General features: G+C 65.5%; 25 protein-coding genes. 20 read left to right on the top strand and 5 right to left on the bottom strand.

Annotated elements, in window-relative coordinates; translation table 11 throughout:
• Nucleotides 1–115 precede the first annotated feature (115 nt).
• The 4 genes from AC1DCF_RS09240 (at nt 116) to AC1DCF_RS09225 (ending at nt 5,640) form a co-directional block, all read left to right on the top strand.
• The gene (locus tag AC1DCF_RS09240) at nt 116–877 is read left to right on the top strand and encodes a helix-hairpin-helix domain-containing protein (protein WP_477210749.1); all 762 of its coding nucleotides are present in this window, start codon (nt 116–118) and stop codon (nt 875–877) included.
• Nucleotides 874–3,492, top strand: coding sequence for a ComEC/Rec2 family competence protein (locus tag AC1DCF_RS09235; RefSeq protein ID WP_477210748.1), 2,619 nt, complete (start codon nt 874–876; stop codon nt 3,490–3,492). Before AC1DCF_RS09240 ends, AC1DCF_RS09235 begins: the two co-directional genes overlap by 4 nt.
• A gap of 29 nt (nt 3,493–3,521) precedes the next feature.
• Nucleotides 3,522–4,565, top strand: coding sequence for a DNA polymerase III subunit delta (holA, locus tag AC1DCF_RS09230; RefSeq protein WP_477210747.1), 1,044 nt, complete (start codon nt 3,522–3,524; stop codon nt 4,563–4,565).
• Between the two features lie 88 nt (nt 4,566–4,653).
• Nucleotides 4,654–5,640, top strand: a complete 987-nt coding sequence (locus AC1DCF_RS09225; RefSeq protein WP_477210746.1) for an aldo/keto reductase — start codon at nt 4,654–4,656, stop codon at nt 5,638–5,640.
• 152 nt (nt 5,641–5,792) lie between these two features.
• Here AC1DCF_RS09225 and rpsT read toward each other — a convergent pair whose 3' ends face one another.
• The 3 genes from rpsT to AC1DCF_RS09210 form a co-directional block, all read right to left on the bottom strand.
• Nucleotides 5,793–6,056, bottom strand: coding sequence for a 30S ribosomal protein S20 (rpsT, locus tag AC1DCF_RS09220; protein ID WP_345062029.1), 264 nt, complete (start codon nt 6,054–6,056; stop codon nt 5,793–5,795).
• Nucleotides 6,057–6,282: 226 nt separating this feature from the next.
• Nucleotides 6,283–6,909, bottom strand: a complete 627-nt coding sequence (locus AC1DCF_RS09215; protein WP_477210745.1) for a response regulator transcription factor — start codon at nt 6,907–6,909, stop codon at nt 6,283–6,285.
• Nucleotides 6,906–8,153 (bottom strand): sensor histidine kinase, encoded by a 1,248-nt coding sequence (locus AC1DCF_RS09210; protein ID WP_477210744.1) that lies wholly within the window; start codon nt 8,151–8,153, stop codon nt 6,906–6,908. Before AC1DCF_RS09210 ends, AC1DCF_RS09215 begins: the two co-directional genes overlap by 4 nt.
• A 136-nt stretch (nt 8,154–8,289) precedes the next feature.
• On the opposite strand from AC1DCF_RS09210, the gene AC1DCF_RS09205 reads away from it, so the two are divergent.
• From AC1DCF_RS09205 to AC1DCF_RS09170, 8 genes are all read left to right on the top strand, one after another.
• On the top strand, nt 8,290–9,000 hold the full coding sequence (locus AC1DCF_RS09205; RefSeq protein ID WP_477210743.1) for a hypothetical protein: 711 nt from the start codon (nt 8,290–8,292) through the stop codon (nt 8,998–9,000).
• Nucleotides 9,001–9,115: 115 nt separating this feature from the next.
• Nucleotides 9,116–9,649, top strand: coding sequence for a DUF2087 domain-containing protein (locus tag AC1DCF_RS09200; RefSeq protein WP_477210742.1), 534 nt, complete (start codon nt 9,116–9,118; stop codon nt 9,647–9,649).
• Between the two features lie 254 nt (nt 9,650–9,903).
• Entirely contained in the window at nt 9,904–10,695 is a 792-nt protein-coding gene (locus AC1DCF_RS09195; protein ID WP_477210741.1) for a putative protein N(5)-glutamine methyltransferase, read from the top strand.
• 218 nt (nt 10,696–10,913) lie between these two features.
• The gene (gene lepA / locus AC1DCF_RS09190) at nt 10,914–12,764 is read left to right on the top strand and encodes a translation elongation factor 4 (RefSeq protein WP_477210740.1); all 1,851 of its coding nucleotides are present in this window, start codon (nt 10,914–10,916) and stop codon (nt 12,762–12,764) included.
• A gap of 44 nt (nt 12,765–12,808) precedes the next feature.
• Entirely contained in the window at nt 12,809–13,906 is a 1,098-nt protein-coding gene (locus tag AC1DCF_RS09185) for a hypothetical protein (protein ID WP_477210739.1), read from the top strand.
• Nucleotides 13,907–14,059: 153 nt separating this feature from the next.
• On the top strand, nt 14,060–14,707 hold the full coding sequence (locus AC1DCF_RS09180; RefSeq protein WP_441791697.1) for a DUF1990 family protein: 648 nt from the start codon (nt 14,060–14,062) through the stop codon (nt 14,705–14,707).
• Between the two features lie 5 nt (nt 14,708–14,712).
• Entirely contained in the window at nt 14,713–15,945 is a 1,233-nt protein-coding gene (gene hemW, locus AC1DCF_RS09175; RefSeq protein ID WP_477210738.1) for a radical SAM family heme chaperone HemW, read from the top strand.
• Between the two features lie 210 nt (nt 15,946–16,155).
• On the top strand, nt 16,156–16,971 hold the full coding sequence (locus AC1DCF_RS09170; protein WP_477210737.1) for a histidine phosphatase family protein: 816 nt from the start codon (nt 16,156–16,158) through the stop codon (nt 16,969–16,971).
• 98 nt (nt 16,972–17,069) lie between these two features.
• On the opposite strand, the gene AC1DCF_RS09165 is transcribed toward AC1DCF_RS09170, so the two are convergent.
• Together AC1DCF_RS09165 and AC1DCF_RS09160 are read right to left on the bottom strand one after the other, a co-directional pair.
• Nucleotides 17,070–17,444: a DUF4870 domain-containing protein gene (locus AC1DCF_RS09165; protein ID WP_441791694.1), complete on the bottom strand. Its 375-nt coding sequence runs from the start codon at nt 17,442–17,444 to the stop codon at nt 17,070–17,072.
• A gap of 50 nt (nt 17,445–17,494) precedes the next feature.
• The gene (locus tag AC1DCF_RS09160) at nt 17,495–17,932 is read right to left on the bottom strand and encodes a DUF4870 domain-containing protein (protein WP_441791693.1); all 438 of its coding nucleotides are present in this window, start codon (nt 17,930–17,932) and stop codon (nt 17,495–17,497) included.
• A gap of 153 nt (nt 17,933–18,085) precedes the next feature.
• On the opposite strand from AC1DCF_RS09160, the gene hrcA reads away from it, so the two are divergent.
• From hrcA to era, 8 genes are all read left to right on the top strand, one after another.
• Nucleotides 18,086–19,108, top strand: a complete 1,023-nt coding sequence (gene hrcA / locus AC1DCF_RS09155) for a heat-inducible transcriptional repressor HrcA (protein ID WP_477210736.1) — start codon at nt 18,086–18,088, stop codon at nt 19,106–19,108.
• Between the two features lie 79 nt (nt 19,109–19,187).
• A complete protein-coding gene (dnaJ, locus tag AC1DCF_RS09150; RefSeq protein ID WP_441791691.1) occupies nt 19,188–20,291 on the top strand; it encodes a molecular chaperone DnaJ in 1,104 nt (367 codons plus the stop codon).
• A gap of 9 nt (nt 20,292–20,300) precedes the next feature.
• Nucleotides 20,301–21,077: a 16S rRNA (uracil(1498)-N(3))-methyltransferase gene (locus AC1DCF_RS09145; RefSeq protein WP_477210735.1), complete on the top strand. Its 777-nt coding sequence runs from the start codon at nt 20,301–20,303 to the stop codon at nt 21,075–21,077.
• 19 nt (nt 21,078–21,096) lie between these two features.
• Complete coding sequence (locus AC1DCF_RS09140; RefSeq protein WP_441791689.1) at nt 21,097–21,456, top strand: HIT domain-containing protein; 360 nt, start codon at nt 21,097–21,099, stop codon at nt 21,454–21,456.
• A gap of 106 nt (nt 21,457–21,562) precedes the next feature.
• The gene (locus tag AC1DCF_RS09135; protein ID WP_477210917.1) at nt 21,563–22,579 is read left to right on the top strand and encodes a PhoH family protein; all 1,017 of its coding nucleotides are present in this window, start codon (nt 21,563–21,565) and stop codon (nt 22,577–22,579) included.
• Nucleotides 22,576–23,040, top strand: coding sequence for an rRNA maturation RNase YbeY (ybeY, locus tag AC1DCF_RS09130; protein ID WP_477210734.1), 465 nt, complete (start codon nt 22,576–22,578; stop codon nt 23,038–23,040). The genes AC1DCF_RS09135 and ybeY overlap by 4 nt, the downstream gene beginning before the upstream one ends.
• Nucleotides 23,040–24,368: a hemolysin family protein gene (locus AC1DCF_RS09125; protein ID WP_477210733.1), complete on the top strand. Its 1,329-nt coding sequence runs from the start codon at nt 23,040–23,042 to the stop codon at nt 24,366–24,368. The genes ybeY and AC1DCF_RS09125 overlap by 1 nt, the downstream gene beginning before the upstream one ends.
• Nucleotides 24,352–25,254, top strand: a complete 903-nt coding sequence (gene era, locus AC1DCF_RS09120; protein WP_477210732.1) for a GTPase Era — start codon at nt 24,352–24,354, stop codon at nt 25,252–25,254. Before AC1DCF_RS09125 ends, era begins: the two co-directional genes overlap by 17 nt.
• Nucleotides 25,255–25,338 lie beyond the last annotated feature (84 nt).

Here is a 25,338-nt window from a genome sequence, read left to right as displayed (position 1 = left end):
TAACCTCTCCACCCGACCTCTCCACGAGACCTCCACAGTCCCGACCGGGCGTCGGTTGCTCACCGATTCCAGGCCCGTCAGAATTCGGCACCCCAGCCCGGCCTAACCTTCCGAAATGGAGCCAAATTCCGCGGCAGATCCGCTTGCCCAGCTGCATCCGGCTGCGCGTGCGGCCTCGCCGCGGGTGCGCATCGGAATCGGCGCTGCGATCGTGCTGCTGATTCTTGCCCTGATCGTCGCCGTTGTCGTCTCTGCGTTCGGCCAAGAATCCGGAAGTGAGGTGGTGACTCCGGGCAGCGTGGCGACGAGCCTGTCGCCGAACGGCTCAGCTCGCGAAACGGATGCCGGGCCGGCACCCTCCACGACGGGTCCGGGCGCCGGAGGCGGCGCCGGTGAAGGTGACCAAGGTGCTTTTCTCTTCGTGCATGTGCTCGGCGCCGTGCGTCGGCCCGGGCTGTTCCAGCTTGCCGACGGTTCCCGGGTGGTCGACGCGATCGCGGCGGCGGGAGGGTTGTCGGAGGCCGGAGACCCGGCCGGGGTGAACCTGGCCCGGCCGGTCAGCGACGGCGAACAGCTCTACGTTCCGGCGCGCGGCGAAGCGCAGCCGCAGGCTCCGCCGGGTGGCGGGGCCGCTGGTGGCGCACCCGGCGGGGCCGCCAACCCGGCGGACGGCAGCGCCGCAGCCGGCCTGGTCAATTTGAACACGGCGACCGTCGCCGACCTCGATTCGCTGCCACGGATCGGACCGGCGATGGCCCAGCGCATCATCGACTTCCGCACCGCGAATGGGCGGTTCAGCAGCGTCGACGAGCTGCAGAACGTGACCGGGATCGGACAGAAGACCTTCGACGGCCTGAAAGACCTGGTGACGGTGTGACCCTCGATCTGCGACTGGCCGGCCCGGCGATAGCGGCCTGGGCGGCGGCCGGGGTGTTGATCGCGTCGCCGGCCCCCGTGGCCGCGTGGGCATGTGCGGTGCTCTGGGTGACATCCGGGGCGGTGCTGGGCTGGTTGCTCCTGTCGCGCCAGACACGGTCGAGCGGGTCGTTGCGGGCGATGATCGCGGTTTCCTGCGCGACGGCGGCGCTGGTCGCATCCGTCGTGGCGATGACGATGCCTAGTCGGCTTCCCCAGAGCGTCAGCGATGCCGCAGTCGATCGGGACGCCGTGACGGCGACGCTGACGGTGTGGTCGAGCCCGGTGACCGCACCCGCGTTCGGGGCGAGCGCATCGGGCGCGCCCGGGGCGCCGGGCACGCCGAGTGTCTCGGCCGAGCGCGTACGGTTTCGGGCCACCCTCACGCTCCTGACGATGCACAACGTGGGCAGGCGAATGTCCGTGCCCGTGCTGGTCTTCACCGAGACCCCGGCACTGGGCGCGGGGGACCCGGCGAACCCGCGGTCCCGGCTCCGCATCGGCAGTGAGATCGAGCTCGACGGACGTCTCGTCGCCACCGCGCCCGGTGACTCGGCCTCGGCGCTCTACTTCGGGCGCAGTCCTCCTCGCCTCGTGGCACAACCGCCCGTCTGGCTGGAGTGGGCGGATGCCTTGCGTACGCAGTTCTCGGCCGCCTCCGCCCGGCTCCCCGGCGACGGAGCCCAACTCCTGCCGGGCCTCGCAATCGGCGACACCAGCGCCGTCGATGCCACGCTCGATTCGGCGATGAAATCCAGTTCGCTCAGTCACTTGACGGCGGTTTCTGGAGCTAATTGTGCAGTCGTCGTCGCCGGGATCATGCTTCTGACGCGGTCGCTTGGCTTGCGTCGGCGCTGGCGGATTGTCTTCTCACTCGTGGCGCTGCTCGGCTTCGTGGTGCTCGTCACGCCAGAACCCAGCGTGCTGCGGTCGGCGGTGATGGCATCCGTCGTCTTGATCGTCGGCGGCCTCGGGCGCACCGGCCGCGGAATGCCGACGCTTTGCCTCGTGGCCATCGGCCTGCTCGCCATCGACCCGTGGCTTGCGCGCAACTACGGATTCGCGCTCTCGGTGCTCGCGACCGGAGGTCTGCTACTGCTGGCCGGGCCGCTGACCCGGATGCTGACCCGCTGGATGCCGAAGTTCATCGCGGCCGCCATCGCCATCCCGCTTGCCGCCCAGCTCGCCTGCCAGCCGGTTCTACTGCTCCTGACGCCGTCACTGGCGCTGTACGGGGTGCCGGCCAATCTCCTGGCCGCCCCGGCTGCTCCGCTCGCGACGGTCATCGGCCTTGTCGCCTGCGTATTGATCCCGGTCTGGCCCTGGCTCGCCAACCTTCTGGTGCACCTGGCCTGGCTGCCGTCGGCCTGGATCGCGGCGGTCGCCCAGGCCGTCGCGACGCTGCCGGGCAACCGGCTTCCGTGGCTGGACGGCGTGCTCGGGGTGCTGCTGATCGGCGGGGTGACGGTGCTTGCCCTGCTGCTCGTGCTTCGGCCGCCCGAGATGAGGCCATCGTCGACGGCGGGGCGCTCCGTGGAATCGGGGAGCCGGCCCGGCGTGAATCCGCCTGGGCGCGCGGAGAGGCGCGCAGTGAGGCGTGCGCTGCGCCCGGACGTTCGGCGCTCGACGCTCGGCAGGCGTCCGCTCTGGCGGATCCTGGCCTCCGCGGTGTTGCTCATCGTCGCCGGGTCCTACGCCGGAACCTTGCTCGGAACAGGCGTCAGTCGTGCCGTCGGCATCCCCGACAACTGGCAAATCGCGGCCTGCGATGTGGGCCAGGGCGATGCGGTGATCGTACGCGACGGCGCCGCGCACGCTCTGATCGATGTCGGACCCGACCCCGGCCTCCTCACCGCCTGCTTGACCGACCTCGGGGTCAGCCGCATCGAACTCCTCGTGCTCACGCACTACGACCTCGACCACGTTGGTGGCCTCGACGCCGTCGTCGGGCGCGTCGACCGTGCCATCGCCGGGGCACCGGAGAATGCGAAGGATGAGTGGCTGCTGCACCGTTTGACCGGCGGGGGAGCGCAGGTGAGTGTGGCCGCGCGCGGGGATACCGGCGTACTCGGCGGGTTGCGGTGGGACGTGTTGTGGCCCCCGACCTCGGCCGCCCGAAGCGGCGGTGTCGACCTTGCCGGTAACGGGGGGAGTGTGATCGTCGGGTTTGACGGCCGCGGCATCAGCTCGCTCTTTCTCGGCGACCTGGGCGAGGAGGCGCAGGGCGGCCTGCTCTCCACGTCACTTCCGACCGCGGTGGATGTGGTCAAGGTCGCCCACCATGGCTCCCGCGATCAAAGCGCCGCACTCTACGCCCGGCTTCACGCGACAGTGGGGCTGATCTCGGTCGGGGCCGACAACGGCTACGGGCATCCGACTCAGCATCTGCTCGACCTCCTCGCGTCGGTCGGCACGGTGAGCGTACGCACCGACCGGCAGGGGATGATTCTGGTCGCGCCGGCCACGGAAGGGCACGGAGCGCTGTCGCTATGGACAGAGCGTCAGACAACCCCGCAGGCCACGAGTTCGGCCGACCTCCGACCCGCGACCGCATCGAGGCCGCCCCGCCCCGGCTAGGCTGGAATCAGCAATCGAAGGGAACTCACGTGGCTGCACGACCTGCTGCACGAACTGCAGCGCCGAGCCGGGCGACGAAGGCCGCGGCCATCCCGCAGCTAGCCTGGCACCAGGTGCGACCGGCACCCATCGTTCTCGTTTCCGGAACCGAAACCGTGCTGGCCGAGCGCGCCATCCGCCAGCTGCGCGATTTTCTGAAACTCGAAGACCCGAGCCTCGAGGTCAGCGATGTTCAGGCCGACAGCTATGCGCCGGGGGAGCTCGTCACGCTGGCCAGCCCGTCGCTCTTTGACGAGCCACGGCTGATCAGAGTCAGTGCGGTCGAGAAATGTAGTGACGCTTTCCTGGCCGAGGCGCTGGAGTACCTCGAGAATCCGGCCGACGGCGCCTATCTCGTGCTTCGTCATGCCGGCGGTGTGCGCGGCAAGAAGCTCCTCGACGCGATTCGTTCTGGAACCGGCGGCGGCATCGAGATTGTCTGCGCAGAACTCAAGAAAGACACCGAGAAATATGACTTCGCGTCGGCCGAGTTCAAGACAGCCGGCAAGCGCGTCACCGCGAGCGCCCTGCGCGCGCTCGTCGGAGCGTTCTCCGACGATCTGGCCGAACTGTCGGCCGCCTGCCAGCAGCTGATCGCCGATTCCAGTGCCGAAGTGACCGAGACCACGGTCGACCGCTACTACGGCGGTCGGGTCGAGGCCAACGCGTTCAAGGTGGCGGATGCCGCCATCGCCGGACGCAACGGCGAAGCGTTGGTGATTCTGCGGCACGCTCTCGCGTCGGGCGCCGATCCGGTGCCGGTCGTTGCCGCTTTCGCGAGCAAGATCCGCACGATGGCGAAACTGTATGGGGTGCGTGGCGCAACCGGCCAACTCGCCTCCCAATTCGGTCTGGCGCCGTGGCAGGTCGAGCGTGCCCAGCGCGACCTCCGCGGCTGGACCGACGAAGGCCTCGCTCGGTGCATCCAGGCCCTCGCCGAGACGGATGCCAGTGTGAAGGGCGCCGGGCGCGACCCGGTCTTCGCGATCGAGCGTCTGATCGGCATCATCACGCGTCGGGGCGCCGAGGCCTAACTCCGAGACGCCGACCGTCAGGAACCCGCCGAAGCAATTCGCCGACGACACCACCACCGACCATGACCCGTCCCAGGAGGATTGAAGTATGCACACCAGAACACTCGGACAGGGTCTCCAGGTTTCCGCGATCGGGCTCGGCGTGATGGGCATGTCGCAGAGCTATGGCCCCAACCCCGGCGACCGTGCCGAGATGATCGGCGTGCTGCGGTCCGCCGTCGAGCACGGCGTCACATTCTTCGACACCGCTGAGGTCTACGGGCCGTACGATAACGAGGAACTCGTCGGTGAGGCCCTCGAACCCCTGCGTGACCAGGTCGTGGTCGCCACCAAGTTCGGCTGGGACATCCAGAACGGCCACAGCGTCGGATTGGACAGCCGCCCCGAGCAGATCCGTCGCGTCGCCGAGGCTTCCCTGAGGCGGCTGCGCTCCGACACGATCGACCTGTTCTACCAGCACCGCGTTGACCCCGACGTGCCCATCGAGGACGTGGCCGGCACTGTCGGCGAACTCGTCGCCGAGGGCAAGGTCAAGCACTTCGGGCTGTCCGAGGCCTCCGCCGCCACGATCCGGGCCGCGCACGCCGTCCACCCCGTCACCGCCGTCCAGAGCGAGTACTCGCTGTGGACCCGCGACCCTGAGACCGACGTACTGCCGACGCTGGCGCAGCTGGGCATCGGTTTTGTGCCGTTCAGCCCGCTGGGCAAGGGGTTCCTCACCGGCACCGTCGACACATCCACGACCTTCAGCGACGGCGACATCCGCCAAAAGGTCCCGCGCTTCGAGGCGGAAAACCTCGCCGCGAACCAATCCCTCGTCGACCATGTGAAGGACCTCGCTAGCCGCACGGACACGACTCCGGGGCAGATCGCGCTGGCCTGGCTGCTCGCTCAGCAGCCGTGGATCGTGCCGATCCCCGGCACCCGCCGCACGGCCCGCATCCAGGAGAACGCCGCCGCGACGACGGTCGCCCTCTCCGCCGACGACCTGGCTGATCTCAACTCCCTCGCCCGCAGGATCGGTGTCCGCGGCGACCGCTACAACGCTACCCATATGGCCTACGTCAACCAGTAAGCCTGGGCTGGCCACGATCGACGGGCCGACTCTGGCGGTTCGAGTCATACCCTCGAGCAGCGAACTTCCTGCCGGGCGACGCGAAAGGCCCCCACCTCGAGAGGTGGGGGCCTTGTCGTCAGACACGCACGAGGCGCATCTGAGAAGAACGACTAAACGAGTGCGTTGACCGACTTCGAGATTGCGGACTTCTTGTTCGCAGCCTGGTTCTTGTGGATGACACCCTTGCTGACAGCCTTGTCGAGCTTCTTCGAAGCCAGAACGAGGGATGCAGCAGCCTTGTCCTTGTCGCCAGCGATGACGGCGAGGCGCGTGGCGCGGATGGCGCGCTTGAACTCGCTCTTGACCGCCTTGTTGCGCTCCTGAGCCTTCTTGTTGGTGCCAATACGCTTGATCTGCGACTTGATATTTGCCACTTTTATTTGCTTTCGTTAGTTGCTAATTGGATGTGCCGCGCGGCGGTAGAGGGGCGCTTTGCGGCTAGTCGTGTGGGGTGGGACCCAACACGCAAGTCAACAAGCAACGTTATCAGCTTAATCGTTGGGGCGACAATCGACTCAGACTTTGCCTGCGGGCGATCGCCTCCGATGTCGCGCTCGCCCCGACTTTGAGAGCCGACTCGAGCACGTCGCCGGTCGTTGATCAGGCTTTTCGGATCGTCCCAAGGTCGCGGGCCTTGGCCACCGCGGCGGTACGCGACGTCACGCCGAGCTTCGTGAAAATGTGCACGAGGTGCGATTTCACGGTTGCCTCGCTGAGAAAGAGGTCCTGACCGATCTCCCGGTTCGAGCGCCCAGCGGCCACCAATCCCAGCACCTCGGCCTCGCGCAGGCTGAGCTGCGTTTCCGGGGCGTGAGTGCGGGTATCGAGTCGGCTGGCCACCGCCGGGGCGAGCGCGCTCTCCCCGGCAGCCGCGGCACGAACTGCGGCGATGAGCTCGGCCGGCGGGGCATCCTTCAACAGGTAGCCACTGGCTCCGGCCTCGATCGCGCCGAGGATATCGGCATCCGTGTCGTAGTTGGTCAGCACAAGCACGCGCGGCGCTCCGGGCCGAGAGCGCACCTGACGGGTCGCCTCCGCGCCGTGAAGCACGCCGCCGAACTGCAGGTCCATCAGCACGAGGTCGACGTTGCCGGATGCCGCAGCCACGACGGCCTCCTCGGCTGTCTGGGCTTCGGCGATGACTTCCATGTCCGGTTCGGCCGAGAACAGCGCACGCAGTCCGGCGCGTACGACGGGATGGTCATCGGCCAGCAGAAGTCGAATCATCGGGCCACCTCCTCCAGCGGAAAGGTCACGGCGAGCGCCGTGCCGCCGCCCGGCGCCGATTCCAACACGAAGGTACCGCCGAGCTGCTCGACACGCTGACGGATGGCGACGAGCCCGAAGGACTTGTGCTGTTCCCCCGATGCGGTCGTCGTCGGCGTGAAGCCGCGTCCGTTGTCGACGATGTCGAGGGCGACCTCGTCGGTCATGTAGCTGAGGGTGACTTCGGCCCGGGTGGCTCCCGCGTGCTGGGCGACGTTGGCGAGCGAACCCTGGGCGATGCGCAGGAGCGTCGCCTCCAAGCGCATCGGGAGCGCGACCGGCTCGCCAGTGATGTGGAGGCTCACGACGGTGTGCACATCGGACTGGGCGGCTTCGGCGGTTGCCGTCTCGGCCAGGCGTTGCAGCGCCCCGGGGAGCGTCTGCTCGACGAGGGCCGGCGGGGTGAGCTCGCTGATGAAGCGACGCGTCTCCTGCAGGTTGGCCGCTGCCGTCTCCCGGGCGAGCCGCAGGTGGTCGCGCGCCGTCGCATCCGTGACGGTGCGTTCGGCGGCATGCAACAGCATCTGGATGCTCGACAGCCCCTGCGCGATCGTGTCATGAATCTCGCGGGCCAGACGCTCACGCTCGGCGAGCGTGCCTGCGGCACGTTCGGTGGCGGCGAGCTCTGCGCGCGTGGCGATGAGATCGGCGATGAGGGCTTGCCGTTCGGACGCCTCACGGAGCAGCGCCTGGTAGGCCATCCCGATGGCGATGGCGACTCCGGCGCCGATGAGCGGGCCGAGTACGGTGCCGATGCTCAAACCCAGATGGTAGGTGAGCGCCCAGATGGCCAGGAGCACGCTGATCATCACTGCAGGGATGCCCCAGCGCAGCGGAAGAACATGAAGCTCGAGGAAGAACAGGGGGAAGACGAGGTAGGCGGCGTCGGAGGCGAACAGAGTCAATACCAGCCAGAGCGCCATCAGGGTGATCAGCCAGACGGGGATGACCCACGGCGCATGGTGCGTGCGCGCGAGGTTGCCGCCGCCGATGTAGACGCCGAGAAAGAGAGCGGCAAGCGTGACGACGACACCGGGCAACGGCCAGACGCCGAACAGCGCGCGAACGATGACAAGCGCGGTGAGGGCGCCGATCATCACGTGCAAGCCGATCCGAAGCACGGTGAAGACGGGGGTCAGCGCCGAGTGGGGGAGGCGGTCGCCGATGTTGGTGTCGGGCAGTGTGGTGGCGTCGCGGGTTGACATTGCTTTCAGCCTAGCCAGCGCGCTTGGAATCGGGCATCCATCGAAGTGGGGAGGATTTCGCCGGCATCAATGTTGGCGGATGCGGCGCAGCAGTTCGAGTCGGTCACTAGGATCACTGCAACACCAAGGGGGAAACATGGCATCGTTCACTGCGCGCCAACGGACGGCCGCAGCCGTCGCACTGGCTTGCTTCAGTCTTACCGTGATGGCGGGCTGCAGTAGCACCGTCGGAACCGCAACGCCCAGCCCGACGGCGACGGCGACGGCGACAGCGACGGCGCCGTTGGCCGTCACCATTCCGATGCCCGACATCGGACCATCGCCGACCGCCCCGCCATTGGCTCCGGAGGAGAAGGAACGGCAGCGGGTGGCGGCGCAGGATGCGCTCTGGGGCACCGTGTTGGCGACCTATCCCAATGCCCAGCGCCCCGAGGTGTCGTTCACCGAGTACCTGACCGGCGAGAACCGGCTCGAGGTGCGCTCCTCCTGCTTCGCCGCAGCCGGTCTGAAGGTGGAGACGGGGTCGAATGCCGACGGCGTCGTCTTGTCGGTGAGTCCGCAACCCACAAACGAGGCAGAGGCCGTGAGCGCCTTCGTCTGCGACGCGGGGCATCCGAACGAACCGTTCCCTCTGCCGAACGACGCGGTGTTGAGCTGGGTCTACGACTACCTCACGCAGTTTCTCGCTCCCTGCTATGCAGCAAACGGCGTCGAGTATCCTGCTCCGCCCACGAAGGAGGATTTCGTCGCACAGTGGCCGAACCAGAACTGGTTCCCGTCGATACGGGAACAGATCGGAATGGCCCAGGAAGAAGCCATCTACAAGGCTTGCCCCACGGCGAACTAGTCGTCTGATCTCATCTTCGGTACGTGGAGATCCTTTCGCTGCGTAAGCAGCTATGGAAGGCTGGCCCGATGAGTGGCTCACCGCATCACATCGAGCTCGTGGGGGACAGCGCAGCATGACTCTCGCCTGGAGAAACGTCGTGGCCATGCTGGTCAACCCCGACCTGCGCCGCGCTTATGCCGAGGTCGTGCTGGCCGAGCCAGTGGCCAAGCCGTTGACGGATGTCCAGCGCGGTAAAGCCCTCGGCAAACTGGAGCAGGCCGGTTTCGTTACCCGCGTCGAGGACGGAGCGCTGCGGGTCGCGACAGAACCCCTGATTGCGCTTCTCGCGGAGGCCCCCGACCGGCCGGCGCGGGAAGGGCCCCAACGGTTTCTGACCGCTGACGGTCAGATCGATCGCTATCCGGCGAATGGGGAGGAACGCCGTCTGTTTCTTGCCTGGATTGCGAGCCAGGCCTTCGACGCGGGAGAGGTCTTGACCGAGCGCGCCGTGAATGAGCGACTCAGCGTCTTCGGCCCCGACGTCGCCGGGCTGCGTCGCGCTCTCATAGATCAGGGTGTGCTCGAACGCACGCGCAGTGGAAGCTCGTATGCGCTCGCCGCGCAGGCCGGTTCAGCCGCTGAATCCACCGCATCCGCTGAATCCTGACCGCCACGCTGAATCCCAATCGTCACGCTGTGCGATTGCGCGATGCTCAGGCAGTATTCAGCCCCGGCACTGGTGAGAGCCCAGCCATTCGGCTAGCGTTGCTCTGCTGAGTTCTCGCACACACACACACACCACATCGAAGGAGGTGAGACCCATCAACGCACGTCAGGTATCGGGCCTCTCCTCCCGCCACCGTGTGACTCACACGGCGTAGGTGACGAGAGCGCCCATCGGTCAGTCCGAAAGGCTCACTCATGTCAGCAACTCCCACAACACTTTCTGAATCAGTCATCGTCACTCGGCTTCGGGCGGCCGGGTGCGTCTTCGCCGAAGACGAGGCGCGCTTGCTTCTCGCGGCGCCGGTATCTCCTACCGAGCTCGCCGAGATGGTCGACCGACGCGTCTCGGGGCTGCCGCTCGAGCACATCCTCGGCTGGACCTCCTTCTTCGGGCTCCGCGTCGAGGTAGACCCCGGCGTCTTCGTTCCACGCCGACGCAGCGAATTTCTGGTGCACGAGGCGGCGGCGCTCGCCGAGCCGGGAGCGACCGTGCTTGACCTGTGCTGCGGATCGGGTGCCTTAGGAGTTGCCCTCGCGTCGGTTGTCTCCGACATCGAGTTGCACGCCGCCGACATCGAACCCGCTGCGGTGCTCTGCGCTCGCCGCAACGTCGAGGCGCTCGGAGGCCAGGTTTACCAGGGCGACCTCTACGCGCCGCTCCCGGTGACCCTCCGCGGACGCGTCGACATCCTTCTGGCCAACACTCCCTATGTGCCCACGGATGCGATCGGATTGATGCCACCGGAAGCCCGCTTCCATGAACCGCACGTCACACTCGACGGGGGAGTCGACGGCCTCGACGTGCAACGCCGGGTGGCGGCATCCGCTTCAGACTGGCTGTCACCAGGCGGACACCTGTTCGTCGAGACCGGCGAAGGCCAGGCGGCGACAACGGCCGAGATCTTTGAGGCCCACGGCCTGAGAGCGCGAATCGCCGCTTCAGACGAGCTCTACGCGACAGTCGTGATCGGCACGCTTCGCACCTAGTCGCCACCGAGCCAACTGATCGCTTCCCGTTCGCGTCCCGGCCCCGTCGCGATCCGAGATACTGCCGCGCGTGCGCCCAAATCGTCGCCGGAGGCCAGCCCAAGCGACGATTTGAGCGCACGAGCGGGGGTTTGGCCGCCATCGGGACGCACACGTGACACGACCGAAAGGCAGAAGCGGCGCCCAATGCCGTCCGGTCATGGGAGAATTGCCAGATCATGTCACCGAGAGCTCTCAAGGCGCTTGAACCGGCCGCAACTGCCCCCGCGTTCATCCGTAACTTCTGCATCATTGCCCACATCGACCACGGCAAGTCGACCCTTGCCGACCGGATGCTGCAGATTACCGGCGCCGTCGACGACCGGGCGATGCGCGCCCAGTACCTCGACCGCATGGACATCGAGCGCGAGCGCGGCATCACCATCAAGAGCCAGGCCGTGCGCATGCCCTGGGAACTCGACGGTCAGACCTACGCGCTGAACATGATCGACACCCCCGGCCACGTTGACTTCACGTACGAGGTCTCCCGAAGCCTCGCCGCCTGCGAAGGCGCGATCCTTCTCGTCGATGCGGCTCAGGGTATCGAAGCCCAGACCCTCGCGAACCTCTACCTTGCACTTGAGAATGATCTGACGATCATCCCGGTGCTGAACAAGATCGACCTGCCCGCCGCCGACCCCGAGAAGTACGCCAAGGAGTTGGCCAGCCTCATCGGCGGCAGCCCCGACGACGTGCTGCGCGTCTCGGGCAAGACCGGCGTGGGAGTCGGCGAGCTGCTCGACCGCGCCACCCGGCTCATCCCGGCACCGGTCGGCGACGCGGATGCCCCGGCCCGCGCCATGATTTTCGACTCGGTCTATGACAGCTACCGCGGCGTCGTCACCTATGTGCGCATGATCGACGGCGAGCTGAAGCCACGCGAGAAGATCCAGATGATGTCGACTCGTGCCATCCACGAGATCCTCGAGATCGGTGTGAGCTCGCCCGAGCCCACCCCGAGCAAGGGACTCGGCGTCGGCGAGGTCGGCTACCTGATCACCGGCGTGAAAGACGTGCGCCTCTCCAAGGTCGGCGACACCGTCACGACGGCGGCGAAGCCCGCCACCGTGGCACTGCCCGGCTACACCGAGCCGCAGCCGATGGTCTTCTCCGGTCTCTACCCGATCGATGGCACCGACTTCCCGGTGTTGCGCGAGGCGCTCGACAAGCTCAAGCTCTCGGATGCCTCACTCGTCTACGAGCCCGAGACCTCCGTCGCCCTCGGCTTCGGTTTCCGTTGCGGCTTCCTCGGCCTGCTGCACCTCGAAATCATTACCGAGCGTCTTGAGCGCGAGTTCAACCTCGACTTGATCGCCACGGCGCCGAGCGTGCCCTACGAGGTCACCACCGACGACAAGCGCACGGTCACCGTCACCAACCCGAGCGAATTCCCGAGCGGCAAGATCTCCAAGGTCGAGGAGCCGATCGTCAAGGCAGCGATTCTCGCGCCGAAGGACTACGTCGGCGTCATCATGGAACTCTGCCAGAGCCGCCGCGGCATTCTGCTCGGCATGGAGTTCCTCGGTGAAGACCGTGTCGAGATCCGCTACACGATGCCGCTCGGTGAGATCGTCTTCGACTTCTTCGACAATCTGAAGAGCCGCACCGCCGGTTACGCCTCGCTCGACTATGAGCCCATCGGCGAAGCGGAAGCCGACCTGGTCAAGGTCGACATCCTGTTGCAGGGTGAGCAGGTCGACGCGTTCAGCGCCATCGTGCACCGCGACAAGGCGTATGCCTACGGCGTGCTGATGACCACGCGTCTGCGCGAGCTCATCCCGCGTCAGCAGTTCGAGGTGCCCATCCAGGCTGCGATCGGTGCCCGCATCATCGCCCGTGAGAGCATCCGTGCCATCCGCAAGGACGTTCTGGCCAAGTGCTACGGCGGTGACATCAGCCGCAAGCGCAAGCTCCTCGAGAAGCAGAAGGAGGGCAAGAAGCGTATGAAGATGGTCGGTCGGGTCGAGGTTCCGCAGGAAGCATTTGTCGCCGCCCTCACCGGTGACACGGAGAAGAAAAAAGAGAAGTAACGAAAACCCCCGGTCTGCCGAGAAAACTCCGCTAGGGTGAGCGGATGACCGGGGGGATCGGAAGGTTCGTCATCGGTAGCGCCGCGATTGCCGCGCTACTCACACTGACCGCGTGCGGCAGCATTGCGCAGCCATCGCCGGCCGAGTCAGCGCCTGCGCTGGCAGCTCCGCCCGTGGACCGGGTACAGCTCGGCTGCGACGAGCTTCTCGGCGCGGAGGAGCGAGCGCGGGCGACGGGATATCCAGACACCGTACTGACCGAGTTGCAGGTTCCGCTGTACATCGGCAGCGTTGCGATGGCACAGGGTGGGCTACTTGAGTGCAGGTGGGACGGCCTGGAGTCCGCTGCGGCGTTCATCCGCGTGGGCGTCCTTCCTGACGCGACGGATTCCTATCAAGCCGATTCGAATCATCGCAAAGTGGGATTCACGTCGGGTCTCGTCGGGCCGAATTCAATTGCCAGGTGCCTTGGCGGCGACGGTGGGCGACTCTGCGATGTGCAGTTTGACTCCGACGGCTACTGGGTCGTCTTGGAGTTCGAAGGGCGCGTTGCGGAGAAACACGATGAGGCCGCACTGACCGTCGACGCTGCTCAGATCGCAGCCACGATTCGGGATGCGCTCAGGGCAGCCGGCCCTCCGCGGCCGGCGTTCGTTCCGGTCGCCGACTCTGTGGGGGAATGGAGTTCCTGCTCCGACCTCGATGCCGATGGCGCATTCCGCCACGCGGTCGGCGCGCCATCCTTTATCACGCCGGAGGTCTACGAGGGCGTACCTGCAATGTTCTCTGTTGCGATGAAACGCGGGTTCTACGCGCGCTGCGACTGGGAGCACGCGAACTTAGACGAAACGCCGGCCGGTGAAATCCACCGAGTCACCGTGGAAATGATCCAGGGTGGAGGGTGGGCTTGGCCAGAACTGATTGGGCCGACAGCTGGGTATGAACCCAAGGCCGAAATCGATGTTCCTGGAGCGGACATTGCAGTCATCGCGTGTTCGGGCGAGTACGACTGCGTCGTACAAGCCCTCGTGCGCGGGAGTTACATTGAGGTGACTGCGTCAAACGAGGTAGTCAACGGCAACAACTCAAACCTCAGAACCGGCGCAATCCGTGGCATGGAGCTGGCGATCGCTGCGCTCTGACCGCGCGTTCCCGCGCTTTCGGCGTCAGTTCGGGTTCAGTCGCTTACGCTTGAACGTTGGCAGTTCTAGGCGTAACGGAGTTTTTGATGAATCAGCAGAGTGCGCAGTCACCGAGGTCGGTCGACCTCACGAAGAAGCCGGCGGCCTAGTCGGATGCGTCGCGCCACCTTCACCGATGCCTCAGTGACCTACGGGGCCATCGGGGGCACACTTGCCCCCGACCTGATGATCTACCCGCCGAAGGGGCACCGCCCGGCCGAACACACCGTGCGCCTCGGCAGCGGCGAGGAACGTTTTCGCGTCGCGACTGACTTGCTGATGTCGTGGGGGGTTCAGCGCGGAAGCGGCATGGACGTCACCGAGGTCGAGGCCGGAACCGGCATGCAATACGCCGGGATCATCTTCGACGACGACGGCACTCCGTCGGCCGATCAGTCTCACCCGGTCAACGAAGCGACATTTGCCGAAGACGGCACGCCGTTCATCGCCAACGGGATGACCGCGAAACTCAAGATTCAGGTGGGTCCGATCAGCGTGCTCGCCCCGGTTCGGGTCGTCTATGTGATCGACGAGCCCAACCGCATCGGCTTCGCCTACGGCACCATGGTCGGGCATCCGGAGAGCGGCGAGGAATCGTTTGTCGTCGACAAGCGCGACGACGACTCCGTCTGGCTCACCATTCGGTCGTTCTCCCGTCCGAGCACCTGGAAGTACCGACTTGCCGGCCCGTACCTGCGGTTTCAGCAGGCGAAGATCACCAAGAAATACCTGCACGCCCTCCACCCGTCGGCCGGAGCGTAACGACGATGCCCAGCGCACTCCCACTCGGCGATCCCGCCCCACTCGACGGCATGCTGCCCGAATCAGTGACCGTCGGCGCCGACGCGCGTGACTTCGGCGTCTATCTGCACGTGCCCTTCTGCCGGGTGCGCTGCGGCTACTGCGACTTCAACACCTACACCGCCACCGAACTGCGCGGCGTCAAGCAGAGCGACTACGCCAGCCAGGCGATCATCGAGATCGAAGCCGGCGGTCGCATCCTCGCCGAATCCGGACTCCCTGCCCGGTCCGCGAAAACGGTGTTCTTCGGCGGCGGAACGCCTACCCTGCTTCCGGCCGAGAATTTGGTCAGGATGCTCGAGGCCGTGCGAGCGACCTTCGGCATCGAGCCGGGGGCCGAGGTCACTACTGAGGCGAATCCCGACTCGGTCGACGCCGCGTACCTGCAGACCCTGGCCGACGCGGGCTTCACCCGGGTCTCGTTCGGCATGCAGTCTGCGGTGCCGCACGTCTTGGCGACGCTCGAGCGCACTCACGACCCCGCCCGCGTTCCGCTGGTCGTCGGGTGGGCCCGCGACGCCGGCCTCGATGTGAGTCTCGACCTGATCTACGGAACCCCGGGGGAGAGCCTCGAAGACTGGCGCACCAGCCTCGAGTACGCGATCGGGCAAAAGCCCGACCACATCAGCGCCTACTCGCTCATCGTCGAAGAAGGAACGAAACTCGCCCGGCAGATCAAACGCGGCGAGGTTGCGCACGTCGACGAAGACCACCAGGCCGACCTCTACGAACTGGCCGACGAACTGCTCGCGGCCGCCGGCTACGGCTGGTACGAGGTCAGCAACTGGTCGACCGACGAAGCCCACCGATCACGCCACAACCTCGCCTACTGGACCGGCCAGGACTGGTGGGGCGTCGGCCCCGGCGCGCACAGCCACGTCGGAGGCGTGCGCTGGTGGAACGTGAAGCACCCGGCAGCGTATGCCGACCGTGTGCTCGCCGGACACTCGCCGGCCGCCGGCCGGGAAACCCTCGACGCCGAGACGCGCGAGGTCGAACGAGTGTTGCTGCGTTCGCGCATCCGTGAGGGCATTCCGGTCGACTCGCTGACCGCACAGGGCCGCCACGCGGTGGCCGGCCTCATCGCCGACGAGCTCATCGACCCGAACGCCGCCTTCGCCGGCAGCGTCGAGTTGACCCTGCGCGGCCGTCTGCTCGCGGATGCCGTCGTGCGCCGACTCCTCGCCGACGCCGAATAGGAGCGTTTCGCCCGGCCCTTGCTCGAACTGGGGAGACCAAGCAACCACCTTCGTCCGTGTGACGAAGGTGGTTTTTTGCGTATCGAAGTCAGCAGGCGATGCGAAATGTTTCGATGCCATTACGAAGCCCGAATTAAATACCACACGATGCTCGGGTTTCAGATATGCTCCTGGGAATCTACTACCCGATTCCTTGAAAGGACCCAGACAATGAAGTCTCGTCGTACACTCCGCGTCGCGATCGCCGGCATCGCCGCCGCCGCCATGCTCTTCTCGTTCTCCGCGTTCTCGGCCCCGGTCGAGGCACCCACCCTGGTCAGCCATGCCAAGTCGTCGAACGAGAACTCCGACAAGCACGGCGGCAAGAACGCCGAGGTCACCATCTACCTCACCCGTCACGGCAAGACCTGGCTCAACGAGACCGGCCGCATGCAGGGCTGGTCGGACTCGCCGCTCACCGAGAGCGGTGTGCTCGACGCCACACACCTCGGCACCGGTCTCGCCAAGGCGGGCGTCAAATTCCAGTCGGCATACTCGGCCGACATGCTGCGTCACTTCCAGACGGCCTCGCTCGCTTTGAACGCGCTCGGCTACAAGGGCGAGGCTGTGCGTGACGAGCGCCTGCGCGAGGTTTCCTTCGGCAAGTTCGAAGGCGCCACCCAGGCCGAGGTGTTCGCCGCAGTCAAGCCGTACCTCACGGGCGCCGACCCGAAGTCGTACCTCAATGCAATCGTCAAGGCCAATGGCGACAGCCCCCTGGCCGCCGAGACGTACGACCAGGTCGGAGCCCGCGCAGTCGCGGCGCTGAACGACATTGCGGCCGCTCAGGGGAAGAAGGGCGGCAACGTCCTCGTCGTCTCCAGTGGCATCACCATCATGGCGGTCCTCGACACGCTGGGCGCCGACACCAGCTCACTCACCGCCGGCATCGAAAATGCTGCGGTCAGCAAGCTTGTCTACAAGAACGGCACCTGGACCGTGGTTTCGATGAACGACAAGAGCTACGTCGAAGCCGGAGCCGAATAACCCCCTCCCGAGACACAAAGAATGCGCCTTCATCGAATCGATGAAGGCGCATTCTGTGTTTCCCCTCAACTCGACGGGAGGAGGCGGAGAGGGTCGGGCTAGCTCACGAACTTGATCGCGAGCGGGTAGACATACGCTTCGCCCCGGTTGGCGGCCAGCGCGGCGATGATCCCGAAGATGATGCTGAGCGCCCACGCGGCGAACAGAATCACGAAACCGATGAGGAAGAAGATGGTCAGCCCACCGACCACGTAGGCGATCAACAACGTGATCTGAAAGTTCAACGCCGTTGCGCAGTGCCCGCGGATGAAAGGTCCGCGATCCTTCAGAATCAGGTACCCGATCAGCGCCGGCAGGAATCCGAAGAGGATGCCTCCGATCTGGATGAGGGTCGCCCAGAGCCGCTCGTCGGCCGGGTTCATCGGAACCTGCGCCTGATAGGGGTTGTTCGGGGGAGGAGGCATATCGGTCATGAATAACTCTTTCCTCTGCGCCGCGAACGGCGGATGTCTCGGTTGATTGCTTACTTGATCAGACGCGCATTGAACGGGTAGAGGTACGGGTGGCCGTCTTTTGCCTGCATGAAGCCAAGGATCGAGAAGATCACGCTGACAATCCAGACTACCCAGACCAGCAGGCCGAACACCGACCCCAGGCCGAACGTGACGACGGCAAGAAAAGCGGTGACGACCCAAATGGCGACATAACCGATCAGAAGCGTGATCTGAAAGTTCAGTGCTTCTTTGGCTTGAACGGCCGTGAACGGACCGCGGTCTTTGAAGACGAGCCAGATGATCAGGGCAGGAAGAAAGCTGAAGATGCCGCCCAAATGAGCGAACGAGGCCCACTGGCGGTCTTCCGCTTGAGAGAGCGGCCGGGCCGGAGCGGGGGAGTAGGACGGGTCAGGTGGGCGCTGGCCGAAGTTCGGGTCATCGGGGAGCGGAGCCTGTGGATCACTCATCATCGTGCCTTTCAGCGAGGAGGGAAGTGCCCTGTGTGTTCACGCTACTGCTGTGATTCCTGCGGGGCAATGGGCGACGTTCAGCGTGGCGCGATATGATTGGCACTCAGTCATTGCGAGTGCTAACGATGGGCAGAGGAGGCGATCTCACACATGGTTTCTGATCGCAGTCTCGAAGTTCTCCGCGTGATCGTGCAGGACTACGTGGCATCGAGGGAGCCCGTCGGCTCCAAATCGATCGTTGAACGGCACTCCTTCGGGGTTTCAGCGGCCACGATCCGCAACGATATGGCTCTGCTTGAAGAAGAAGAACTGATCGCCGCCCCGCACACCTCGTCCGGCCGTATCCCGACAGACAAGGGCTACCGGGTCTTCGTCGATCATCTCGCCGACCTGCGCCCGCTGTCGCCGGCGCAGCGCCAAGCCATCGAGACTTTTCTCGGCCAGTCAGCCGATCTCGACGAAGTTCTCGCTCGCAGCGTCCGGCTCCTCTCGCAGTTGACCCAGCAGGTCGCCCTCGTGCAGTACCCGTCGCTGTCCCGTGCCACCGTGCGCCACGTCGAGTTGGTGCCGCTCAGCGACACCAAACTGCTCTCCGTGCTGATCACCGACTCCGGTCGGGTCGAGCAGCGCGTGATCGAGCTGCCCTATCTCGTCGGGGACGAGACCTTGAGCGAAGTGCGGTCCCGGCTGAACGCAGCGGTGAGCGGGCGCAGCATGATCGAGGCGGCGGCATCCCTCAAGGCCATGGTGTGGCCCGGCCCGCACGAGTTGCAGCCGGTCATCGACCTGATCGCGACGACTCTCATCGATCAGATCGGCGCCAACCGTCACGACAAGCTCGTGATGGCCGGGGCGGCGAACCTGGTGCGCACCGAAGAAGACTTCACCGGGAGCGTCTCGCCGGTGCTCGACGCCATCGAAGAACAGGTCGTGCTGCTGCGACTGTTCGGCGAAATGGCAACCGACCTGCACGGTGTGGCCGTGAGTATTGGACGCGAGAACGCGCAATTCGGTCTCGGTGAGACATCGGTTCTGACCAGTGGATACACCGCGTCCGGCGGCGACTTGGCTCGCCTCGGCGTGCTCGGCCCGACTCGCATGGACTACTCGAACAATATGGCGGCGGTTCGCGCTGTCGCCCGCTACCTCTCTCGCCTGCTCGGCGAGAACTGACCGGGCTGCCCCCTCGGCGCGCCGATCACCCTGACCGAAAACATCCGAAACATCCCCAGAACAACAAGGAGAGCCACCTTTGGCTGACCACTACGAAGTACTCGGTGTCGCACGCGACGCCAGCGTCGACGAGATCAAGAAGGCGTACCGCAAGAAGGCGCGTCAGCTGCACCCCGACGTCAACCCCGGCGCGGATGCCTCTGAGCAGTTCAAGCTCGTCACCCACGCCTACGACGTACTGAGCAACCCCCAGCAGCGCCAGAAATATGACATGGGCGATCAGGGCGGCGGATTCGACGGAGGCAACTTCGGTAACTTCGGCGACATCTTCGAGACCTTCTTCGGTGGCGGCGGCCAGAGCAGTCGCGGCCCGCGTTCACGCCGCGAGCGCGGCCAAGACGCACTGCTGCGTGTCGAGCTTGATCTCGAAGAGGTCATCTTCGGCACCCACCGCGAGATCGAGGTCGACACGGCCATCGTCTGTGAGACCTGCTCCGGCACCTGCTGCCAGCCCGGCACGTCGCCCGTCACATGCGACATCTGCCACGGCACCGGCAACATCCAGCGTGCCGTGCGCTCGCTGCTCGGCAACGTGATGACGTCGAGCCCCTGCGGCAGCTGCCGCGGCTACGGCACCATCATCGCCACCCCGTGCGTCACCTGCCAGGGTCAGGGCCGCGTTCGCGCGCGCCGCACCGTGGCCGTCGACATCCCCGCCGGCGTCGAGACCGGCCTGCGCCTGCAGATGCCCGGCAGCGGAGAGGCCGGCCCGGCCGGTGGTCCGAACGGCGATCTCTACCTTGAGATGAAGGTGCGTCACCACGACGTGTTCAGCCGCGACGGCGACGACCTGCTCTGCACCATCGAGGTGCCGATGACCGACGCCATCCTGGGTCGCACGACGACGATCAAGGCCCTCGACGGCGACATCGACGTCGTGCTGAAGCCGGGCGTACAGAGCGCTGAGGTCATCACGATCAAGGATCGCGGTGTCACGCGGCTGCGTGGCAGCGGCCGCGGCGACCTCAAGATCGGTGTGCACGTGGTCACCCCGACCAAGCTCGACCACAAAGAGCGTGAGCTCATCGAACAGTTCGCCGCTCGACACAAGGCACCGGCCCCGTCGCTCAGCCACTTCCAGCAGGGCCTGTTCGCCAAGCTCCGCGATCGGTTCATCGGCTAGGAGAGCACCATGGCTCATTTCTTTCTCGACGAGACGCTGACTCCCGAGCTCTGCCCGCCCGGCGCGACCGTGCGCATCGGTGGCAGCGAGGCGAAGCATGCCGTCACCGTCAGCCGCATCCGCCCGGGCGAGGAACTCTTCCTCGGCAACGGCGCGGGACTCATGCTGCACGGTGTCGTCGTCGACGCGTCGCCGACCGAGCTGAGCCTGCAGGTCACGACGAGCACGGTGTCCCCGGCGCCGCTGCCGCGCATCGTTCTTGTACAGGCGCTGGCCAAGGGCGACAGAGATGAGATGGCCGTGCAAGCGGCGACGGAGTTGGGCGTGGACGGGGTCATCCCGTGGACGGCCGCCCGCTCGATCTCCCGTTGGGAAGGCGCAAAGATCGCCAAGGGCCGCGAACGCTGGGCGAGCATCGTGCGCGAGGCGAGCAAGCAGTCGATCAGGCCCCGGCTTCCCACTGTCGCCGATCTGGTGAGCACCAAGCAGCTGGCGAAACTCGCCGGCAGCACCCGCATGTTGCTGCTCGAACCGAGTGCGACCCGTCGTCTGACCGAGTTCGAGTCGGATGCGGTGTGGCCGGGGACTGCGCCGGGTGAATCAGTTGACACCGAGCTCGACATCGTTCTCGTGGTCGGCCCGGAGGGCGGCATCGCGCCGAGTGAGCTGGAGGTGCTTGAAGTCGCCGGCGCCCAACGCGTGAAGTTGGGCGACACGGTGCTTCGCACCTCGACGGCCGGGCCATCGGCCCTCGCCATCCTGAATGCGAAGCTTGGGCGCTGGTAGCGCCGCTTAAGATAGCTGTATGACTTCTTCGGGTTCCGCACCGTCAATCTTCAGCCGTATCGTCGCGCGTGAAATTCCGGCGACGATTGTTGCGGAGACCGACCTCATCATCGCGTTCGAGGACATCGCCCCGCAGGCGCCGGTGCACATCGTGGTGACGACGAAGACCGAGGAGTACCGCAACGTCGTCGAGTTGGCCGCCGGCGACCCCGCCCTGTTGGCCGAGCTGGTGCGTGTGGCTCAGCTCATTGCCGACGAACGCACGGGAGGCGAGTTTCGCCTGGTGTTCAATACCGGGGCGTCCGTCGGTCAAACCGTTTTCCACGTTCACGCCCACGTTCTGGGCGGGCAGCTGAAAGAGGGGACTCTGGGTGCCTGACGACACAAGCGGCGACTCCACCCGCAACCGGGCGAACACCGGCAACGAATCCGGTCCCGATCTGAGCGACACCGTGCAGGTGCATGTGCACGTTGACGGCATCGCGATGGTGCGACTGCTCGGCCCGCAGGATCGTTTTCTCAGCACCATCGAAAAGCAGTACCCGCGGGTCAGCGTGCACGTGCGCGGCAATGAGATCACCCTCACCGGGTCGGCGACCGATACCGAAGCGGTGCGTCGGCTGATCGAAGAGCTGCAGCTGATGATTCGCAACGGCCAGTACTTCGGCGAAGCCGACGTGACGACCTCGGCACGGATGCTCGGCATCGACAGCACGCAGAGCCCGTCAGAGCTGCTCGGGCAGGCCATTTTGACTTCGCGCGGTAAGAGCATCCGCCCGAAAACGCTCGGCCAGAAGGAATACGTCGACGCGATCGATGAGAACACCATTGTGTTCGGTATTGGTCCCGCCGGCACCGGAAAAACCTACCTCGCCATGGCGAAGGCCGTGCAGGCGTTGCAGCGCAAGGAGGTTGAGCGGATCATTCTGACCCGCCCGGCCGTCGAGGCGGGGGAGCGGCTCGGGTTCTTGCCCGGCACGCTCACCGACAAAATCGATCCCTACCTGCGCCCGCTCTACGACGCCCTCAACGAGATGATGGACCCGGAGTTGGTTCCGAAGCTCCTGGCTTCGGGCGTGATCGAGGTCGCTCCGCTCGCCTACATGCGCGGTCGCACCCTCAACTCGTCGTTCGTGGTGCTTGACGAAGCGCAGAACTCCACGCCGGAGCAGATGAAGATGTTTCTCACCCGGCTCGGTTTCGGCTCGCGGATGGTCGTGACCGGAGATATCACGCAGGTGGACCTGCCCGCCGGAGCGAGCGGTCTGCGACTCGTCACTCGCGTGCTCGACAACATCGAAGACATCCATTTTTCACGACTGACCAGTGCCGACGTCGTGCGTCACTCACTCGTCGGTCGCATCGTCGACGCGTACACCGAGTACGACGCCCAGAAACAAGCCCAACGTTACGAAAGCGAACAAGCCCGCGAGTTCGCGAATCGTGCAGAGCGCCGAAACGGCGGCCACAAAGGTCGCCCCCTGAAACGGAGATCAAGTTGAGCATTGAGATCAACAATGAGTCAGAAATTCCTGTCGACGAGGCGGCGATCCTGCGCCTTGCCGCGTTCGCTCTCGACGCCATGCACGTGAACGCCGACGCCGAACTGGCCATCGTGCTGGTCGACGAGGGCGCGATGGAACAGCTTCACGTGCAGTGGATGGACGAGCCGGGCCCGACCGATGTGCTCAGCTTCCCGATGGATGAGCTGCGCCCCGGCACGGCAGAGCAGGAAACCCCGGCCGGACTGCTCGGCGACATTGTGCTCTGCCCGCAGGTGGCTCAGGGGCAGGCGGAGACGGCCGGCCACTCGACGCTGGACGAACTGCTGCTGTTGACCACGCATGGCGTGCTGCACCTGCTCGGCTTCGACCACGCAGAACCCGATGAAGAAAAAGAGATGTTCGGCATTCAGCGCGAGATCCTGATGGGCTTCGCGATGCAGGAACGACGCCGCGACTGATGTTTCTGGGCTGGTTTCTCGCTGCAGCAATCATGTTGGTCGCCTTCGGTGGCCTCATGGCCGCTGTCGACTCCGCGGTGACGTCGCTGTCCCGCGCCGACATTGCGGAACTCGCCGACTCATCCCGCTCGAGCCGCTCCCTGCAGGCGATCGCCAACGACACCGGTGCTCATCTCAACGCCATCAACTTCGTGCGAATCATCGCCGAAACGACGGCCGCCGTGCTCGTGACCCTCGTCTTCGCGACGTATATCGCCGAACTCTGGATCGCGTTGCTGCTCTCGGCACTGATCATGACGGCCGTGTCGTTCGTGCTCGTCGGGGCCAGTCCGCGCAGCGTCGGTCGGGCGCATCCGCGTCAGCTTCTCGGCCTCACCGCGCCGCTCGTGCACTTTCTACGCTTCGTGCTCGGCCCCATTGCCAACGCCCTGGTGGCGCTCGGCAACCGGGTCACGCCGGGTCGGGCAGGCCTCAACACGTTCACCTCGGAAGACCAACTGCTCAGCATGGTCGATGAGGCGACCGCGCAGGATGTGCTCGAAGAAGACGATCGCGAGTTGATCCACTCGATTTTCGAGTTCAACGACACCGTGGTGCGCGAGGTCATGGTTCCCCGCACCGATATGGTCACCATCGACGCCAGCGCCACGATCGGCGCGGCGATGGGGTTGTTCCTCAGCAAGGGAAACTCGCGCGTGCCCGTTTTGGCCGGCGAGGTCGACGATGTGGTGGGAATCCTCTACCTGCGCGACGTTGCCAAGCTGGTCTACGAGCGCCCGATCAACGCCGACTCGCTGACCGTCGGTGAGCTGGCGCGTCCGGCCCAATTCGTTCCGGAATCCAAGAAGGCCGACGCGCTCTTGCGTCAGATGCAAGCAGAATCCAATCATCTGGCCATGGTCGTCGACGAGTACGGCGGCATTGCAGGGTTGGTCACGCTGGAAGACCTGATCGAAGAACTCGTCGGCGATATTTCTGACGAGTATGACAAGGACGTCGTCGAGGTCGAAGACCTCGGTGACGGACGGTTCCGGGTGAACGCTCGGCTTCCGGTCGACGAACTCGGTGAACTTTTCGATCTTGACCTGGACGACGACGACGTCGACTCGGTCGGTGGCTTGCTCGCTAAGACGCTCGGGCGCTTGCCCGACGCCGGCTCTGTCGCGTTCATGAGTGGGCTCATCCTCACCGCCGAGCGCACCGAGGGCCGACGCAAGAGAATCAGCACCGTTCTGGTGCAACGAGACCAAGCGCTAATTGATGCGCAGACCGCATTCCTCGGAGTGTCGGATGATGAAGGAGTAGACGGCCATGGCCACAGCAGATGAATACCGAGCGGGCTTTGTCTCGTTCGTCGGCCGACCGAACGTAGGCAAATCAACCCTGACCAACGCGCTCGTCGGTCAGAAAGTGGCGATCACCTCGTCAAAGCCGCAGACCACCCGGCGCGCCATCCGCGGCATCGTGCACCAGCCGAACGGCCAGCTGATCCTGGTCGACACCCCCGGCATCCACCGCCCGCGCACTCTGCTCGGTGAGCGCCTGAACTCGCTCGTCACCTCCACCCTCGGCGATGTCGACGTGATCGGCCTGTGCATCCCGGCGAACGAGCCGATCGGCCCGGGAGACAAGTTCATCAACGAGCAGCTTGATGCGTTCCCGCGCGCCAAGAAGGTGGCCATCGTCACGAAGATCGACGCCTCGTCGAAGACGAGTGTCGCCAACCAGCTTCTTGCGGTGTCGACGCTTCGTGACTGGGAGGCGATCGTGCCGATCTCGGCGACCAGCCACATCCAGCTCGACACGTTGACCACCGAGCTGCTGCGCTTGCTTCCGACCTCTGAAGCCCCGCTCTACCCGGCGGATGCGGTCACCGACGAGAGCCTGGAATCGCGCATCGCCGAGTACATTCGTGAGGCGGCTCTCGAGGGAGTCACCGACGAGCTGCCCCACTCGATCGCCGTCACCATCGACGACATCATCGAGCGCGACGACCAGGAGCTCGTTGAGATCTACGCCAACCTCTTCGTGGAGCGCGACAGCCAGAAGGGCATCATTATTGGCCACGCCGGCAGTCGGCTGAAAGATGTCGGCGTTCAGGCCCGCAAGCAGATCGAGCCGCTGATCGGCAAGCGGGTCTTCCTCTCGCTGCGCGTGAAGGTCGCCAAGGAATGGCAGCGCGACCCGAAGCAGCTCGGGCGTCTCGGCTTCTAGCCGGCGAAGTAGTTCGGCGGCAGCAGCTGCGGACAGTGTGACAGTTCGGCCCCACCACAAGGTGGGGCCGAACTCTTTTCTTCT

This window comes from Leifsonia sp. 10L418, from assembly GCF_056395445.1.
This window is presented reverse-complemented; position numbering and strand designations above follow the sequence as displayed.